Genomic DNA, 15,367 nt, shown 5'->3' with positions numbered 1-15,367 from the left:
CCGCGTCCAACGAGCCGCCATGGACTCCGCGCCAGCACCCGCCATGAGAGATATCACCCGATACGTTGAGGTGCGGTCAACCAGAAGCGGCCCCATCGATACTCGGGTGCCGCAAACTGGGACGCTATGAGCAGCGTCACCGTCCGAGCCAAGGAGTAGGTGGGTGGTCGCCTTGCGCACGGTGATGGGCGTTTGCACTGTCACAGCGCTCATGGTGCTTCTGGCCGGATGCACCGAAGAGCCGGCGCCAGTGCCTGACGAACCCACGTCCAGCGCCTCCGCGCGGGAGCCGATCTCCATCAGAGATGCCCTCGACCGCGTCGAAGCCGGCGAGCAGGTGCGGGTGCAGACAACTCTGGTCACCGAGGACGGCGTCCCTTTCCTCTGCGACTCGGTCGCGGACTCCGACCCCGAGCAGTGCTCTGAGCCTTCGGTGGAGATCGTCGGCGCCCCACTCGATGATCTCGAGCTGACCGAACGGAGGGGCGAGCTCGCCGGCGAGGTAGACATCGTCATCACCATCGAGGACCGGACCGCCACGTTCGTGGGCCCCGGCATGGACAGCGGGGGCACCGCCGAAGGTTGAAGGTACACGCGAGCCACAGTCGGGTGTCACTCCGGACGAGCGCGATGCCCTCCTACGGAGGTGCGGCCACGTCGGCTGCGCGCCAGGACAGGATCGAGGCAGGCGCGGCACGTCTCCCGCCCCCACGTGATGCTCCTCTCAAACCACCCCGGTGGGCGTCCGGATCTTGAGACGGCTCCGTCTCGGGTCGCCCCGTGACGGGGGCAGCGGCGAACCTGGGACCCGGCGACGCCCCGCGCCGCGACCGACGACCCAGCACGAGCCGAACCAGCGAAGGACCACCATGACGCTCCGCCCCCGCCGCGCCGCCGCCCTCACGGCCGGCGCCGCCCTCGCCCTGACCCTGGCCGCCTGCGGCGGCGGGGAGGCCACCACGGCCGCCGGCGGCACCGAGGACGACCCGGTCCGCATCGGCGTCGTCGGCGCCGCCAACCCGGAGTGGACGATCTTCGAGGACCTCGCCGCCGAGGAGGGCATCGCGGTCGAGATCGTCGACTTCAGCGACTACACCCAGCCCAACCCGGCCCTGACCGACGGCGACCTCGACCTCAACCAGTTCCAGCACATCCTCTACCTCGCCCAGTACAACGAGGCGGACGGGCAGGACCTCACCCCGATCGGCGCCACCGCGGTCTACCCGCTGGCCGTGTACTCCCAGGAGTACGACGACGTGGCCGACATCCCCGACGGCGCCGAGATCGCCATCCCCAACGACGTCACGAACCAGGCGCGGGCCCTGTTCGTCCTGGAGGAGGCGGGGCTGCTCACCCTCGACGACGACGCCGGCACCGTGCCCACCCCGTCGGACATCGACGAGGCCGCCTCCACCGTCACGGTCACCCCCGTCGAGGCCAACCAGACCGTCGTCGCGCTGGACTCGGTGGCCGCCTCGGTCGTCAACAACGACTTCGTCGCCGACGCGGGCCTCACGCCCGACGACGCGATCTTCGCCGACAGCGCCGAGAGCGAGGGCGCCCGGCCCTACATCAACATCTGGGTCGCCCGCGCCGAGGACGCCGACAACGAGACCTACGCCCGTCTCGTCGAGCTCTACCACGAGCAGGAGGTCCTCGACGCGGTCCAGGAGACCGCGGGCGGCACCGCCTCCTTCGCCGACCAGGACGCCGCCGAGCTCCAGGAGATCCTCGCCGAGGTCCAGGCGGGCCTGACCGAGTGAGCGCGCACGTGCCCGGTGCCGCCGGGCGGCGCCGGGCACGGCCCGCGATGATGGCCCCATGAGCTCCCCCATCATCCGGCTCGACGGCGTGCACAAGGTCTTCGGCGACGGCCCGGGGGCGGTCCGCGCCGTCGAGGACGTCACCCTGGAGATCGCGCAGGGCGAGATCTTCGGCGTCATCGGCTACTCGGGCGCCGGGAAGTCCACGCTGGTCCGGCTCGTCAACGGGCTCGAACGGGCGACGGCGGGCACCGTCGTCGTCGACGGCCGGACGGTCTCGGCGATGACGGAGAAGCAGCTGCGGCCGGTCCGTGCCGACATCGGCATGATCTTCCAGCAGTTCAACCTCTTCTCCGCCAAGTCCGTCGCGGAGAACATCGCCTACCCGCTCCGGGTCGCCGGGTGGGACAAGGACCGGCGCCGCGAGCGCGTGGCCGAGCTCCTGCGCTTCGTCGGCCTGGCCGACAAGGCGGGGGCCCGGCCGGCCGAGCTCTCGGGCGGGCAGAAGCAGCGGGTCGGCATCGCCCGCGCGCTGGCCAGCAGCCCCAAGATCCTCCTCGCCGACGAGTCGACGTCGGCGCTGGACCCCGAGACCACCCGGGACGTGCTGTCCCTGCTCCGGCGGGTCAACGCCGAGCTCGGCGTCACCATCGTCGTCATCACCCACGAGATGGACGTCGTGAAGTACCTGTGCGACCGGGTCGCGGTCATGGAGGGCGGCCGCGTCGTCGAGCTGGGCAGCGTCTACGACGTCTTCTCCCACCCCACGCAGGAGGCCACCCGGCGGTTCGTGGGGACCTCGCTGCGCGACCGGCCCACCCCCGAGGTCCTGGCCCGGCTCGCGGCCAGCCACCCCGGCACGCTGGTGACGGTGGGGGTGCAGGAGGACCACGGCTCGAGCGCGCAGATCATGCGCACCCTCGCCGTCAACGCCGTCGACGGGGCCATCGTCTACGGCGGCATCACCGAGATCGGCGAGCGCCCCTTCGGCTCCCTCACCCTGGCCCTGACCGGCGAGCCCGCCGCGATCGGGGCCGCGCTGGCGGAGCTGCGGCACTTCACCACCGTCCAGGAGTACCCCGAGCTGGAGGCCACACGATGAAGTTCGACTGGGCGGCCGACTGGGACCTCTTCCTCGAGGCGTTCTGGCAGACGCTGTACATCGTCGCCCTCGCGATGGGCATCGGCGGCGCGATCGGCCTGGTGCTGGGCCTGGTCCTCTACACCACCCGCCGCGGCGGGCTGCTCGCGAACCGGTACGTCTTCGCGGCGCTCAACGTCCTGGTCAACTTCGTCCGGCCGATCCCGTTCATCATCTTCCTCACGGCCGTCGGACCGCTCACCCTGGCCCTGGTGGGCTCGCGCATCGGCACCGACGCCTTCATCGTGCCCGCGGCGATCATGGCGGCGTTCGCCACCTCCCGCCTCGTCGAGCAGAACCTCGTGGCCCTCGACCCGGGCGTCATCGAGGCGGCCCGGTCCATGGGCGCCTCACCCGTCCGGATCATCCTCACCGTGATCATCCCGGAGGCGCTCGCCCCGCTGATCCTGGGCTACACGTTCCTCTTCGTCGCCGTCGTGGACATGTCCGCCCTGGCCGGCATCGTCGGCGGCGGCGGGCTGGGCAACTTCGCGCTCACCTACGGCTACCAGCGCTTCGACTGGGGCGTCACCTACATCACGGTGCTCGTCATCGTCGCCCTCGTCCAGGCGGTGCAGTTCCTGGGCAACCACCTCGCGCGCAAGGTCCTGCGCCGGTAGCCACGCAGCAGCCGGGGCGTGGCCGCCCCGCGGACAACCGCAGGTCACCGGCCCGTCGTCCCCCGCACGGGGAGCGGGCACCCCTAGGCTCTGAGCACCAGGCCCCTCCCCCTGCCCCCGGGGCGGGTCGCCCGAGCACCTAGAGGAAGAAGTCGCTCCATGCGCCGTGCCGTCACCGGACTCTCCGCCCTTGCCGCCCTGACCCTCGCGACCGTCCCGGTCGCCCAGGCCGCCGGCAACGACGTGGGCGTAAACGTCGTGCTCTCCACCGACATCACCCCCGCGATCCTCGCCGAGCTCTCCGCGTACGGCGCGGTCAACGAGCAGTACCCCGAGATCGACGCGCTGACGATGCGCGCGCCCGCCTCCGCCGTCGCCGGGATCGGCCGGCTGCCCTACGTCGAGGCGGTGAACAAGGACGTCGAGGTCATCGGCAAGCCGGTGGCCTCCAGCCCGTTCACCTCCACCCTCGAGGACGGCCTGGCCACCTGGCACACCGACCAGATCGACGTCCAGGACGTCGCGACCCAGGCCCGCGAGGTCGCCGAGACGGGAGCGGGCGTCTACGTGGCGGTCCTCGACACCGGGCTGCACAGCTCGTGGCCGGCGTACTTCGGCGAGGAGCGCATCGCGGAGGAGCTCGGCGTCGCCATCGGCGGCGGCGGCGGGGAGCGGGGCTCGATCTCCTACCAGCCGAACAAGTGGTCGGTGGACCAGAACGGCCACGGCACGCACGTGACCAGCACGATCCTCGGCTACAACATGAACGGCACGGCCATCGCCGGCGTCGCGCCCGAGGCCACGGTCATCCCGGTCAAGGTGCTCAACCAGAACGGCTCGGGCTGGTCCTCGGTCGTGGCGGCGGGCATCGACTACGTCACCGACCTCAAGGAGAGCGGCGTCCTCGGCGACGCGCCCGTCGTCATCAACATGTCCCTCGGCGGTCCCACGAACGACGCGCTGAGCACGGCCGCCATCGACCGCGCGGTCGAGGCCGGCGTGCTCATCGTCGCCTCGGCCGGCAACTCCGGCGAGGCCGGCATGGGCTACCCCGGCGCGTACGAGCCGGTCATCTCCGTGGCCGCCAACGGCTGGACCGGGGAGTGGCAGGCGCCGGTGGACACCTCGTGGTGGACAGGCGTCGACGTCGCCGAGGGCGCCGTGGCCGAGACCGCCTACATCGCCGAGTTCTCCTCCCGCGAGCTCGCCGGCCAGGACCTCGACGTCGCCGCCCCCGGCTCGTGGATCGTCGGGCCCTACCAGCTCAACGCCAAGCAGAGCTACTACTTCCTCGGCGGTACGTCCATGGCGTCGCCGCACGTCGCGGGCGCCGTCGCACTCATGGCCGAGCGCAATCCGGCCCTGGCCCAGGCCGACGCCGAGCGCATCCTCGAGGAGACGGCGACCGCGCTGCCCGCCGGCGAGCGGGAGGTCTTCGACCCCAACCTCGGTGGCCTGCGCACCATCGCCTGGGGCGTCGACGCGAGTGGGTCGGGCGTCGTCGACGTCCCCGCCGCGCTCGACGCCGCGTTCACGACGGCGACGACGGACACCGCCCCTGAGCCCGCCCGCACCAAGGGTGGACCCAGGAGGTAGCTCCACGGCCGACGAGGCCCGCCCGGCCACCACGGCCGGGCGGGCCTCGTCGCACTGGCCTGGGGCGATGTTGACGACCCGCACACTGGGTAGGACGGACCTCGCGGTCACCGAGGTCTCCGTCGGGGCCAGCGCCCTGGGCAGCTCACCGGCGATCTACGGCTACGAGGTGCCGGCGGACCGCGCCCGGGAGACGCTCCGACGCGCGCTCGCCGGGCCGGTGAACTTCCTCGACACCTCCAGTACGGCTGGCCGACCCCCGCACCCCGGTGGAGTCCGCACTCCTGCGCCGAGTGGTCGGCACCGACCTCAACCTCGAGGGCCCTCGACCTCGACCACATCTCGGTGGACGGCCAGGTGCGGTGGCGCAACTCGTTCCTCGGCGCACGGCTGTCCGAGGACGACCTCGCCGTCGCGGCGATCCTCGTCGAGGCCGCCCGGTGGGGACGCGGCGAGGGGCCGGCCCCGTACCCGCTCGCCGGCGGGCTCCAGGACCACATGCTCGCCCTCGCCGTGGAGGACTCCGCCCGGACGCGCACGACCGGCGGGACCCGCGTCGAGGCCTGGGCGGGCTGACGGACCCCGGGCACGGGCCGGGAGCCACGCGGGCTCCGGGCCCGCCGGCTCGCTCCTCGACGAGCGCCCGGACGTCCCAGGGGCCGAGCTCGACCTCGCCGCCGGCGTCGCTCGACGTCCCCGCGAGGACGTCCCGCACGGCGGTCGGCACGGTGACCGACGTCGGCTCCCACGACCAGTCGTGGACGAACCGCACCCGCGCGCCCGCGCCGTTGGTGCCGGACAGGACCGTCACCGACCCGGCGACCAGGGCGCGCCACGGGTCCTCCCCCGCCGGGGGCCATGTCGACCAGCGCCCGGGCGAACACGTCGTCCGGGACCGTGCCGACGGTGATGATCCGTCCGGAGCCGTGCGCGGCGGTGACCGCGGCGGGGTACGCGCCGTGGTGGGGGTGGTCGTACCGGGCGAGGATCTCGGCCCCGCCGAGCAGCAGCGCGTCGGCCCACCCGGTGGCGCGGGCCCCGGCCGGCAGGGCCAGCCCGTCGGTGCCCTGGACCGGCAGCGGCTCGGCGAGGTTCGCGAACTCCTGGTAGCGCACCCCGCGGCGTCGGCGAGGCACCCCGGCTTGGCCTCCGTCCGCGCCCGCGCCTCGGGGTCGGCGTAGCCCGTGCGCGGCCCAGGACGAGGTGCCCGCCGGCGGCGGCGTACGCCACGAGGCCCTTCAACCGTGAGGGCCACCGGCGGCGCGGCCCTGGACGCGCGTCGCGGGCAGGGCTGACGATGTCTTGTGGCCGGGACGCGGCGCACCGACGAGAGGTGAGGCGGATGCGGAGATACTCGCTCTCGTACCTCCTCGGGCTCACCCCGTGGGAACGCCACGGCCGGGCCGCCCGCGCCGGCATCGAGGCCCTGCTGGAGCGGGAGGTCGCCGAACGGCCCCACCCACCCGGCCGGGCGCTCGACCTCGGCTGCGGCCGGGGCCAGTACGCTCCCGCCCTTCTGGCGCGCGGGTGGCAGCTCGTGGGTGTCGACGACGTCCCACGGGCGATCGACGCGGCGCGCGGGCGGGGCCTGGACGCCACGTTCGTCGTCGGCGACGTGACGGACCTGTCGCGGGACCGCCTGGGCTCGTTCGACTTCTTCCTCGACGTCGGCTGCTTCCAGGGCCTGGGCGCCGAGGACCGTCTCGCCGAGGGGCGGGGGGTCACCGCGCTCGCCGAACCGGGGGCGACACTGCTGATGCTCGCGTTCGGGGCCACCGCGATCCGCTCCGTCGTCGGCGGTGTGACGCGCGCGGAGGTCGAGGCCGCGTTCGCCGGCTGGGAGGCCGTCTCCGTCGAGGCCGCGGAGACCACAGGTCTGGGGTGGCCGCTGACGAGGACGTCGCCGCGGTGGTACCGGCTACGCCTTCGCGGGTAGCGCAGGACGAGGAAGGTCCCCGGCCCGCGGAGCGGGCCGAGGACCTTCGAGGAGTACACCGCCTGGGACTCGAACCCAGAACCCGCTGATTAAGAGTCAGCTGCTCTGCCAATTGAGCTAGCGGTGCGTGGCGCGGATGAGACATTACCGCACCCCTCGGGAAGGGCCCAAGCCGGGCCGGCGTCCCGGTGGGTGAGATGGCGCACAGGTCCGCGACCGCGACGGCTCACCGGCGCCGGAGCCCCAGCACGTCGCTCACCCCGCGCCCGGCGAGGCCGGGAAGCTCCGCGCGGGTGACGGAGTCGTCGGCGGGCGGCATCACGTCCATCGCGAGCGCCGCCCGCATCTGCCGGCCGAGCACCGGCCTCGCCACGCCCACGGTCCGGGCCGCGACGTACAGCACCGGGCGCGGCACCCGCCGGGGCCTGCCCGCGACACCGCCCCGGCGCATGACCGCCAGAGCGAGCTGGCCGAGCGTGAGCCGTTCGGGCCCACAGACGTCGAGGGTGCGCCCGCGCAGCGAACCGTCCAGCACGGCCGCCGTCACGACGTCGGCGACGTCCTCGACGTCGACCCAGGCCACCGGGTTGTCGGCCCGGCCGAACACGACGGGCCTGCCGTCCTTCGAGGTCTGCTCGAGCAGGGCGACCCACGCCTGGATGAAGGCGTCCGAGCGCACGATCGTCCACCGCACCCCCGAGCGCCGGAGGTGCTCCTCGGCGGCCGCCTTGGCGCGCGCCAGCTCCATGGGGCTGTCGGGCGAGGCGTTGACCAGGGAGACGAGGACGACGTCCGCCCCGGCCGCCCGGGCCGCGTCGACGAGCGCGGCGTTGCCGTCCCGGTCGGTGTTCGCCGGGGTGGCCCCGCCCCGGCCGACGAACCCCTGGACCGCGGAGACCACCACCGAGGCGCCGGCGAGGACCGGCGGCAGGCTCGCCGGGTCGCGCACGTCCGCCACGGCCACCTCCACGCGCGGGTCGAGCTGTGCGCGCGGGGTGAGCCCGCGGCTGAACACCCGCACCCGGTGACCTGCCTCGACCAGGCGGCCTGCCACCGCGGTCCCGAGCCGGCCCGTGCCACCGGCGATGACGACCAGCATGTCACTGCCCTCCGCTCTCACCCCCTCGTCCCAGTACAGGCGCCGAGCGGACGCCGCGCGAGGGACGCAGGTCCGGCCGTGGACGGACGCACCGACGGGAGGACCCGGCCGGGCGATGACAGGATGGGCGCATGAGCCGTCTCGAACCCGGAACGACCGCGCCCGACTTCACCCTGCCCGCCGCCGGCGGCGGGCAGGTCTCCCTCGCCGAGCTCCGCCGGGGCAGCGAGCGCGGCGTGGTCGTCTACTTCTACCCCCGCGCCGCCACGCCCGGCTGCACCACCGAGGCGTGCGACTTCCGCGACAACCTCGCCTCCCTCGGCGGTGGCGGCTACTCCGTCGTCGGACTCTCGGCCGACCCCCTCGAGGACCTGGAGTCCTTCGCCGCGGCGGAGCAGCTGACCTTCCCCCTCGCCTCCGACCGGGACCACGCCGTCGCCGAGGCCTACGGCACCTGGGGGCCCGTGACCCGCAACGGCGTCACCCGCGAGGTCGTGCACCGCTCGACCTTCGTGGTCGAGCCCGACGGCACGCTGCGGCTGGCGCAGTACGACGTCGACCCGGACGGCCACGTCGCGGCGCTGCGCGCCGATCTCGGCCTCGACCGCTGACCCCTCGCCGCCCGACCCGCACAAGGAGCCGCACCATGCCCCGTCTCGCCCCCGGCGACACCGCCCCGGACTTCCGCCTCCCCACGGCCGACGGCAGCGAGGTCGCCCTCGGCGAGCTCCGCGCCGGCACCGAGCGCGGCGTCGTCGTCTACTTCTACCCGGCCGCGGCGACCCCGGGCTGCACCAAGGAGGCCTGCGACTTCCGGGACTCCCTCGCCGCGCTGCGGTCCGCGGGCTACGCGGTGGTGGGGATCTCCCCCGACCGCGTCGCCAAGCTCGCCCGCTTCGCCGAGGAGGAGTCGCTGCCCTTCCCCCTGGCGTCCGACCCCGACCACGAGGTGCTCGAGGCCTACGGCGCCTGGGGGGAGAAGTCGAGCTACGGGCGCACCTCGGTGGGCGTCATCCGGTCGACCGTCGTGGTCGGCCCGGACGGGACGGTCACCCTCGCCCAGTACAACGTCAAGGCCACCGGTCACGTCGCGCGGCTGCGCAAGGAGCTCGGCGTCGGCTGATCGGCCCGCCGCGGGTGGCGGCCACGCGGTGCCGGAGCGGTCCCTCCTCCCGCGTAGGCTGTCCGCCGAGCGCGAGTGGCGTAACTGGCAGCCGCGCCAGGTTTAGGTCCTGGTGCCTTCGGGCGTAGGGGTTCGAGTCCCCTCTCGCGCACGGACGACCCTCGGTCGAGGAGGACGGATGGGGGACTGGCCGGCGGCGCCGTGGTCGCTCACCGCGTCCGCGGCGCTCTCGCTCGTCGTCGTCCCGCGAGCAACGGTGCCCCCGGCGGCCCGACCGGTGACGCCGGCCGGCTGTCGGCCGGTGGTCCTCGCCGGGAGGCTCCTCACCGGCGTCGCGCTGGTCCGGTACGGACCTCCCGGTGACCTGACCTACGACGAGCTCGTCGTCGCCGTCCTCGGCCGCTGCGGCCTGCGGCCCGTGGTCACGGTCACCCAGATCTGGGTGGACTCGCCCGCCTCCCGCGACGGAGCCCGCGCCCTGTGGGGCATCCCCAAGGAGCTCGCCGCGTTCGGGGCGCTGGCGGCGGCGGTCCCTGCGAGCGGGCCGGCCGCCGCCGAGGACGGGCCCTCGGCGCTCGTCCGGGTCCGGACCCGCGCCCGGCGGTGGTTGCCCGGGCGGGTCCGCCTGTCCTTCGCGACGGCGCAGCGCCTCGACGGCGCGGACCACCGCGCGACCCACCGGCTCTCGGCCCGGGTGGGCGGGCTGCGCTCGGCGTGGGACTTCAACCCGGCGGGGCCGCTGGGCCACCTCGCCCGCCGCCGGCCGCTGCTGACGCTGCGACTGGCCGGCACGCTCGTGTTCGGGGCGGTGAACGGCGAGGCGGCGTCGCGCGCGGGCGCCGGGCACGATACAAACGGGGGGTGAGTGACATCGCGAGCGGGGACATGGGCCCGTGGCTCTCCCCCGAGGACCTGGACCTGGTGCGCCGGAAGGTGCCGATCCTCTACGTGGACGCGATCCCGGCGAGGGTCGACGCACACGGGGACCTCGAGGCGGTGGGGCTGCTCCTGCGGGCGACGGACGAGGGGACGATCTCCCGGGCCCTGGTCTCGGGCCGGGTGCTCCTGCACGAGACCATCCGGGAGGCGCTGGAGCGTCACCTCGAGAAGGACCTCGGGCCGATGGCGCTGCCGCGGCTGCCGCTCTCCCTGCACCCGTTCGCGGTCGGGGAGTACTTCCCGACGCCCGGGAGCCCCTTCCACGACCCGCGCCAGCACGCCGTCTCCCTCGCCTACGTCGTCCCGGTCGCCGGCGACTGCCGGCCGAGCCACGACACGCTGGAGCTGACGTGGCTCACCGCCGCCGAGGCGCAGACGCCGGAGATCCTCGGTGACATGATCGAGGGGCACGCGACCCTGCTGCGGCAGGCGCTCGCCCACCTGGGGAGGTTGCGCTGATGGACACCGCACCGGAGCCGGTCGTCCCGGACCAGGTCCACCCCGCGTGGTGGTTCGGGATCGACGCCGCCGCCGTCCTGGTCTTCGCGCTCGTGGGCATGCTCAGCCACGGCTCGGACGGGTACCTCGGCATCGTCTGGCCCTTCCTCGTGGGCCTGGCCGTGGCGTGGTTCGTCCCGGCCGTGCGGGCGCTGCCGCTGCTCATCTGGCCCTCCGGGGTGATGATCTGGGTGTTCACCGCCGGCATCGGCCTGGCGCTGCGGGCCGTCTCGGGCGGCGGCATGTCCGGCGCGTTCCCGTGGGTGACCCTCGGGGTCCTCGGGCTCCTGCTCGTCGGCTGGCGCGTGGTCCCCGAGGTCGTCGAGCGGCGACGGGAGCGGCGCGCGCGCTACCTCTAGTCGAGCGGCGGCCCGCGCGCGCGCCGGGAGCCGTGCGCGGGGGTGTCAGCCCAGCAGCGGCACGAGGTGGGGTGCCAGGGCCCGGAAGGCCTTGCCGCGGTGACTGATGGCGTTCTTCTCGGCCGGGGTCAGCTCCGCCGAGGACCGGGCCTCCCCCGCCGGGCGCAGGATCGGGTCGTAGCCGAACCCGCCGGTGCCGCGCGGCGCGGTGAGCAGCGTGCCGGGCATCGTGCCCTCCTCGACCACCTCCAGGCCGTCGGGCGTGACGAGCGCGGCCGCGCACGCGAAGTGCGCCCCGCGGTGCGCCTCGGGCACGTCGGCGAGCTGGGCGAGGAGCAGCTCGAGGTTCGCGCGGTCGTCGCCGTGCCGCCCCGCCCACCGGGCGGAGAAGACCCCCGGCGCCCCGCCGAGGACGTCCACGCACAGGCCCGAGTCGTCCGCGACCGCGGGCAGCCCGGTGGCCGCGGCGAGCGCCCGGGCCTTGAGCAGGGCGTTCTCGGCGAAGGTGACGCCGTCCTCGACGGGCGGGTCGGCGCCCACGTCGGCGGCGCCGACCACGTCGTCCTCGTCCAGCCCGGGCAGCAACGGCCGGAGGATCTCCCGGAGCTCGCCGACCTTGTGCGGGTTGTGCGTGGCCAGGACCAGACGCGGACCGCTCACGGGCGACGCTCGAGGGGCCGCTCCAGCGCCTCGGCCTGGAGGTCGCGCAGCCGGGCCGTCCCCGCGACGGCCAGGTCGAGCAGGGTGTCGAGCTCGGCACGCTTGAAGGGCACGCCCTCGGCGGTGCCCTGGACCTCGACGAAGTCGCCGGCGCCGGTGACGACGACGTTCATGTCGGTCTCCGCGCGCACGTCCTCCACGTAGGGCAGGTCGAGCACCGGCAGGCCGTCGACGATCCCGACGGAGACCGCGGCGACGGAGTCGGTCAGGACCGGCGCGCCGGCCCGCGGCCGGACGTGCCCCTCCCGGGTACCCCACGCGATGGCGTCGGCGAGCGCGACGTAGGCGCCGGTGACGGCGGCGGTGCGGGTGCCGCCGTCGGCCTGGAGGACGTCGCAGTCCAGGACCACCGAGTTCTCGCCGAGCGCGGAGAGGTCGACGACGGCGCGCAGCGAGCGGCCGATGAGCCGGGAGATCTCGTGGGTGCGCCCGCCGATCCTGCCCTTGACCGACTCACGCTGGCTGCGGGTGGAGGTGGCCCGGGGCAGCATGGCGTACTCCGCGGTGACCCAGCCCAGGCCCGAGCCCTGCCGCCAGCGCGGCACCCCCTCGGTGAACGAGGCCACGCACAGCACGCGCGTGCGGCCGAACTCCACCAGGACGCTGCCCTCGGCCTCGTCGAGCCAGCCCCGTGTGAGGCGGACCTCGCGCAGCTCGTCGGGGGCGCGGCCGTCGGCGCGCAGGGCGGTGCTGGGGGAGGTGGTCATGCCCCCGAGGTTACCGGTGCGGGCGCGGCAGCCGTGCCCGGGCCCGCACCCGGGGCGGGGTGCCCCGGGTGCGGGTTCGACCGCGGGATCAGCCCGTGTTCTGCAGGCCCGCCGCGACACCCTTGAGGGTGAGCAGCAGCAGGCGCCGCTGGTCGGCGGTCTCGTCCTCGCTCAGCTCGGCCGAGCTGTCCCGCAGCGCCCGCAGGGCCCGCAGCTGCAGGAGCGAGAGGGCGTCGACGTAGGGGTTGCGCAGCTGCACGGCCCGGCCCAGCACCCGGTGGCCCTCGAGCAGGCGGGTGTGCCCGGTGATGGCCAGCACCCACGACGTCGTCAGGTCCAGCTCGGTCATGACCATCTCGGCGAGGTCGTCCCGGTCCCCGAGCTCGAGGTAGCGCCGGGCGATGCGGTGGTCGGTCTTGGCCAGGGACATCTCGACGTTGTCGATCATCGTGGCGAGGAGGGGCCACTCGGCGTACGCCCGGCGCAGGAGGTCCAGGTCGCCGACGGCGTCCAGGGCGGTGCCCAGCCCGAACCACCCGGTGAGGTTGATCCGCGCCTGGGTCCAGGCGAAGTTCCACGGGATGGCGCGCAGGTCCTCCAGGGACTCCACGCTCAGGCCTCGGCGGGCGGGGCGCGAGCCGATGGCGAGGAGCCCGACCTCCTCCATGGGGGTGACCTCGGCGAACCAGGGGGCGAACCCCTCGGCGTGGATGAGGTCGTAGAACCGGGCGCGGGAGACCTCGTCGAGGCGCCCGGCCAGGTCGGTGTAGCGCTCGGCGGCCTCGGCGTTGCGCCGCTCGGTCGAGGGCGCCGACGCCATGAGCGTCGCGGCGGCGACCTGCTCGATGTGCCGCACCGCGATGTCTCGGTTGCCGTAGCGCGCCTGGATGACCTCGCCCTGCTCGGTGACCTTGAACCGCAGGTCCACCGAGTGGGGCGGCTGCGCCAGGACGGCCCGGTTGGCGGGGCCGCCGCCGCGCCCGAGGGCGCCGCCGCGGCCGTGGAACTGCGTGAGGGTGATGTCGTGCGTGCGGGCCCAGTCGGCGATGCGCTGCTGCGCCTCGTACAGGGCCAGCGTGGCCGAGACCGGTCCGACGTCCTTCGCGGAGTCGGAGTACCCGAGCATGACCTCGATCCGGCGCCCGGTGGCCTCGAGCCGCCGCTGGACGGCGGGGATGGCGAGCATCTCCTCGAGGACGTCGGGCGCGGCCCGCAGGTCGTCGAAGGTCTCGAAGAGCGGGATGACGTCGAGGACGGGTGCGGCCTCGGCGGAGCCCATCGCGGCCTCGGCGAGGGCGTAGACGTCGGCGAGGTTCTGCGCCGACTGGGTGAAGGAGACGATGTAGCGCCGGCACGCCTCGACGCCGTGGCGGGCCTGGACCGCCGCGATGGAGCGGAAGGTGTCGAGCACCTCCTCGGGCGGGACCGCCGGCGAGGGCACGGCCGCCGGGTCCGCCAGCCACGCCAGGGTCTGGGCGTGGACCTTGGAGTGCTGGCGCACCTCGAGCTCGGCGAGGTGGAACCCGAAGGTCCGCACCTGCCACACGAGGGTCTGCAGGTCGCCGTACGCGGCGCGGGCCGCGCCGGTGGCGACGAGGGAGGACTGGACGACGGCGAGGTCGGCCAGGAGCTCCTCGGGCCGCGCGTAGGCGAGGTCGGCGTCGCGCCGGCGGGTGGCGGCGATGCGCTCGGCGACCACGAGGAGGACCTGGCGGTGGGTCTCGCCCGGGGAGTTCTCCGTGGCCTGGCGGGTCACCTCCGGGGAGAGCTGGCGCTGACGCTGCCAGAGCGCGCCGAGCTCGGCGCTCGGCCGGGCGAACCGGTCGTCCAGGGTCAGGCCGAGGCCCACCCGCCGGGTCACCTGCTCCAGGGCGGTGAGGATCCGGTCCGCCGACTGCGCGGCGGCCTGGCGGGTGATCGCCGCGGTGACGTTGGGGTTGCCGTCGCGGTCGCCGCCGATCCACGTGCCCAGGCGCACGAACGCCGGGGCGAGCGGCTCGGCCGCGCCGCGGCCCGAGCCGAGGAGCCAGTCGTCCAGGCGCCGGTAGACGGCCGGGAAGACGTCGAAGAGGGAGGTGTCGAAGACGGCGAGGGAGGTGCGCACCTCGTCCAGCGGGGAGGGGTTGGCCGGGCGCAGCTGGGCGGTGCGCCAGAGGTTGTCGACCTCGGCGAGCATGCGCCGCTCGTTCTCGTCCCGCGCACCGGGGCCCAGGCGTGGGTCGTCACGCTCGTCGAGGAGCTCGCCCAGGCGCCGCACGCTGCTGGCGACGGCGTTGCGGCGGGCCTCGGTGGGGTGGGCGGTGAGGACCGGGTGGAAGCGCAGCGCCGCGAGCCGGCGCCGGGCCTCGTCCTCGCCGACCTCGCCGGCGAGGTGGGCGTAGGCGGCGGCCACGGAGTCGGAGGGGCGCTGCTCGGCCAGCGGCACCTCGCCGTCGCGGGCCCGCAGCGTCCGGACGCGGTGCTGCTCCTCGGCGAGGTTGCTCAGGTGGAAGTAGCAGGTGAAGGCCCGGGCCACCTCCTCCGCGCGGCCGGGCGCGAGGGAGGCCACGAGCTCCTCGGCGGCGGTGAGGTCCGCGCCGGGCTGCTCCACCGCGCCGATGGCGAGCTCGCGCAGGCGCTCGACGTCCTCGTAGAGGCCGGGCGAGCCGTACTCGGTCAGCACCCGGCCGAGCATCCCGCCCAGGAGCCGGACGTCGTCGCGCATGACCTCGGGCACCTCGTGGCGGGCCGCCCCGCGGGAGTGCTCGTCGCTGCGTGGGTTCATGGTCCTGAAGGCTACCGAGGGCCGCCGGTGCCGCGCCGTGACCGGGGCGTGAGGTTTCCCTCACCCCGACATGACCATTCCTTAAGACGGCGTCGGGAGCAG

16 protein-coding genes and 2 tRNA genes are annotated in these 15,367 nt (G+C 74.5%); 13 read left to right on the top strand and 5 right to left on the bottom strand.

Translation table 11 applies throughout. The features are described 5' to 3' along the window. Positions 1–163: 163 nt before the first annotated feature. From AAEM63_RS04570 to AAEM63_RS04540, 7 genes are all read left to right on the top strand, one after another. On the top strand, positions 164–586 hold the full coding sequence (locus tag AAEM63_RS04570; protein WP_341360465.1) for a hypothetical protein: 423 nt from the start codon (positions 164–166) through the stop codon (positions 584–586). Positions 587–869: 283 nt separating this feature from the next. Beyond that, the gene (locus AAEM63_RS04565; RefSeq protein WP_341360464.1) at positions 870–1,763 is read left to right on the top strand and encodes a MetQ/NlpA family ABC transporter substrate-binding protein; all 894 of its coding nucleotides are present in this window, start codon (positions 870–872) and stop codon (positions 1,761–1,763) included. 58 nt (positions 1,764–1,821) lie between these two features. Next, positions 1,822–2,865 carry a methionine ABC transporter ATP-binding protein gene (locus tag AAEM63_RS04560; protein ID WP_341360463.1) on the top strand — a complete coding sequence of 348 codons (1,044 nt, stop codon included), beginning with the start codon at positions 1,822–1,824 and terminating at the stop codon, positions 2,863–2,865. Continuing rightward, positions 2,862–3,524, top strand: a complete 663-nt coding sequence (locus AAEM63_RS04555) for a methionine ABC transporter permease (RefSeq protein ID WP_341360462.1) — start codon at positions 2,862–2,864, stop codon at positions 3,522–3,524. The genes AAEM63_RS04560 and AAEM63_RS04555 overlap by 4 nt, the downstream gene beginning before the upstream one ends. A gap of 159 nt (positions 3,525–3,683) precedes the next feature. Continuing rightward, entirely contained in the window at positions 3,684–5,120 is a 1,437-nt protein-coding gene (locus AAEM63_RS04550; protein WP_341360461.1) for a S8 family serine peptidase, read from the top strand. 345 nt (positions 5,121–5,465) lie between these two features. Further along, positions 5,466–5,696 (top strand): hypothetical protein, encoded by a 231-nt coding sequence (locus AAEM63_RS04545; RefSeq protein WP_341360460.1) that lies wholly within the window; start codon positions 5,466–5,468, stop codon positions 5,694–5,696. Between the two features lie 766 nt (positions 5,697–6,462). Next, positions 6,463–7,056: a class I SAM-dependent methyltransferase gene (locus tag AAEM63_RS04540; protein ID WP_341360459.1), complete on the top strand. Its 594-nt coding sequence runs from the start codon at positions 6,463–6,465 to the stop codon at positions 7,054–7,056. 54 nt (positions 7,057–7,110) lie between these two features. On the opposite strand, the gene AAEM63_RS04535 is transcribed toward AAEM63_RS04540, so the two are convergent. Both AAEM63_RS04535 and AAEM63_RS04530 read right to left on the bottom strand, forming a co-directional pair. Then, positions 7,111–7,183, bottom strand: a tRNA-Lys gene (locus AAEM63_RS04535). A gap of 99 nt (positions 7,184–7,282) precedes the next feature. Further along, positions 7,283–8,155 (bottom strand): NAD(P)H-binding protein, encoded by an 873-nt coding sequence (locus tag AAEM63_RS04530; protein ID WP_341360458.1) that lies wholly within the window; start codon positions 8,153–8,155, stop codon positions 7,283–7,285. 131 nt (positions 8,156–8,286) lie between these two features. Between AAEM63_RS04530 and AAEM63_RS04525 the strand changes: the two genes are divergently transcribed. The 6 genes from AAEM63_RS04525 to AAEM63_RS04500 all read left to right on the top strand — a co-directional run bounded on the left by AAEM63_RS04525 (position 8,287) and on the right by AAEM63_RS04500 (position 11,074). After that, positions 8,287–8,766 (top strand): peroxiredoxin, encoded by a 480-nt coding sequence (locus AAEM63_RS04525; protein WP_341360457.1) that lies wholly within the window; start codon positions 8,287–8,289, stop codon positions 8,764–8,766. A 35-nt stretch (positions 8,767–8,801) separates the two neighbouring features. Beyond that, a complete protein-coding gene (locus AAEM63_RS04520) occupies positions 8,802–9,278 on the top strand; it encodes a peroxiredoxin (RefSeq protein WP_341360456.1) in 477 nt (158 codons plus the stop codon). Positions 9,279–9,347: 69 nt separating this feature from the next. Further along, positions 9,348–9,429: transfer RNA gene (locus AAEM63_RS04515), tRNA-Leu, on the top strand. Positions 9,430–9,456: 27 nt separating this feature from the next. Beyond that, positions 9,457–10,143, top strand: coding sequence for an acetoacetate decarboxylase (locus AAEM63_RS04510; RefSeq protein WP_341360455.1), 687 nt, complete (start codon positions 9,457–9,459; stop codon positions 10,141–10,143). A 20-nt stretch (positions 10,144–10,163) separates the two neighbouring features. Next, on the top strand, positions 10,164–10,676 hold the full coding sequence (locus AAEM63_RS04505) for an NUDIX hydrolase family protein (RefSeq protein ID WP_341361306.1): 513 nt from the start codon (positions 10,164–10,166) through the stop codon (positions 10,674–10,676). Next, positions 10,676–11,074 (top strand): DUF3054 domain-containing protein, encoded by a 399-nt coding sequence (locus AAEM63_RS04500; protein ID WP_341360454.1) that lies wholly within the window; start codon positions 10,676–10,678, stop codon positions 11,072–11,074. Before AAEM63_RS04505 ends, AAEM63_RS04500 begins: the two co-directional genes overlap by 1 nt. A gap of 45 nt (positions 11,075–11,119) precedes the next feature. On the opposite strand, the gene rdgB is transcribed toward AAEM63_RS04500, so the two are convergent. The 3 genes from rdgB to AAEM63_RS04485 form a co-directional block, all read right to left on the bottom strand. Continuing rightward, positions 11,120–11,734: an RdgB/HAM1 family non-canonical purine NTP pyrophosphatase gene (gene rdgB / locus AAEM63_RS04495; RefSeq protein WP_341360453.1), complete on the bottom strand. Its 615-nt coding sequence runs from the start codon at positions 11,732–11,734 to the stop codon at positions 11,120–11,122. Continuing rightward, positions 11,731–12,501, bottom strand: coding sequence for a ribonuclease PH (gene rph / locus AAEM63_RS04490; protein WP_341360452.1), 771 nt, complete (start codon positions 12,499–12,501; stop codon positions 11,731–11,733). The genes rdgB and rph overlap by 4 nt, the downstream gene beginning before the upstream one ends. 88 nt (positions 12,502–12,589) lie before the next feature. Next, the gene (locus tag AAEM63_RS04485; protein ID WP_341360451.1) at positions 12,590–15,265 is read right to left on the bottom strand and encodes a phosphoenolpyruvate carboxylase; all 2,676 of its coding nucleotides are present in this window, start codon (positions 15,263–15,265) and stop codon (positions 12,590–12,592) included. Positions 15,266–15,367: the final 102 nt, after the last annotated feature.

The sequence above is a fragment of the Georgenia sp. M64 genome, from assembly GCF_038049925.1.
Taxonomy (GTDB): Bacteria; Actinomycetota; Actinomycetes; order Actinomycetales; family Actinomycetaceae; genus Georgenia.
This window is presented reverse-complemented; position numbering and strand designations above follow the sequence as displayed.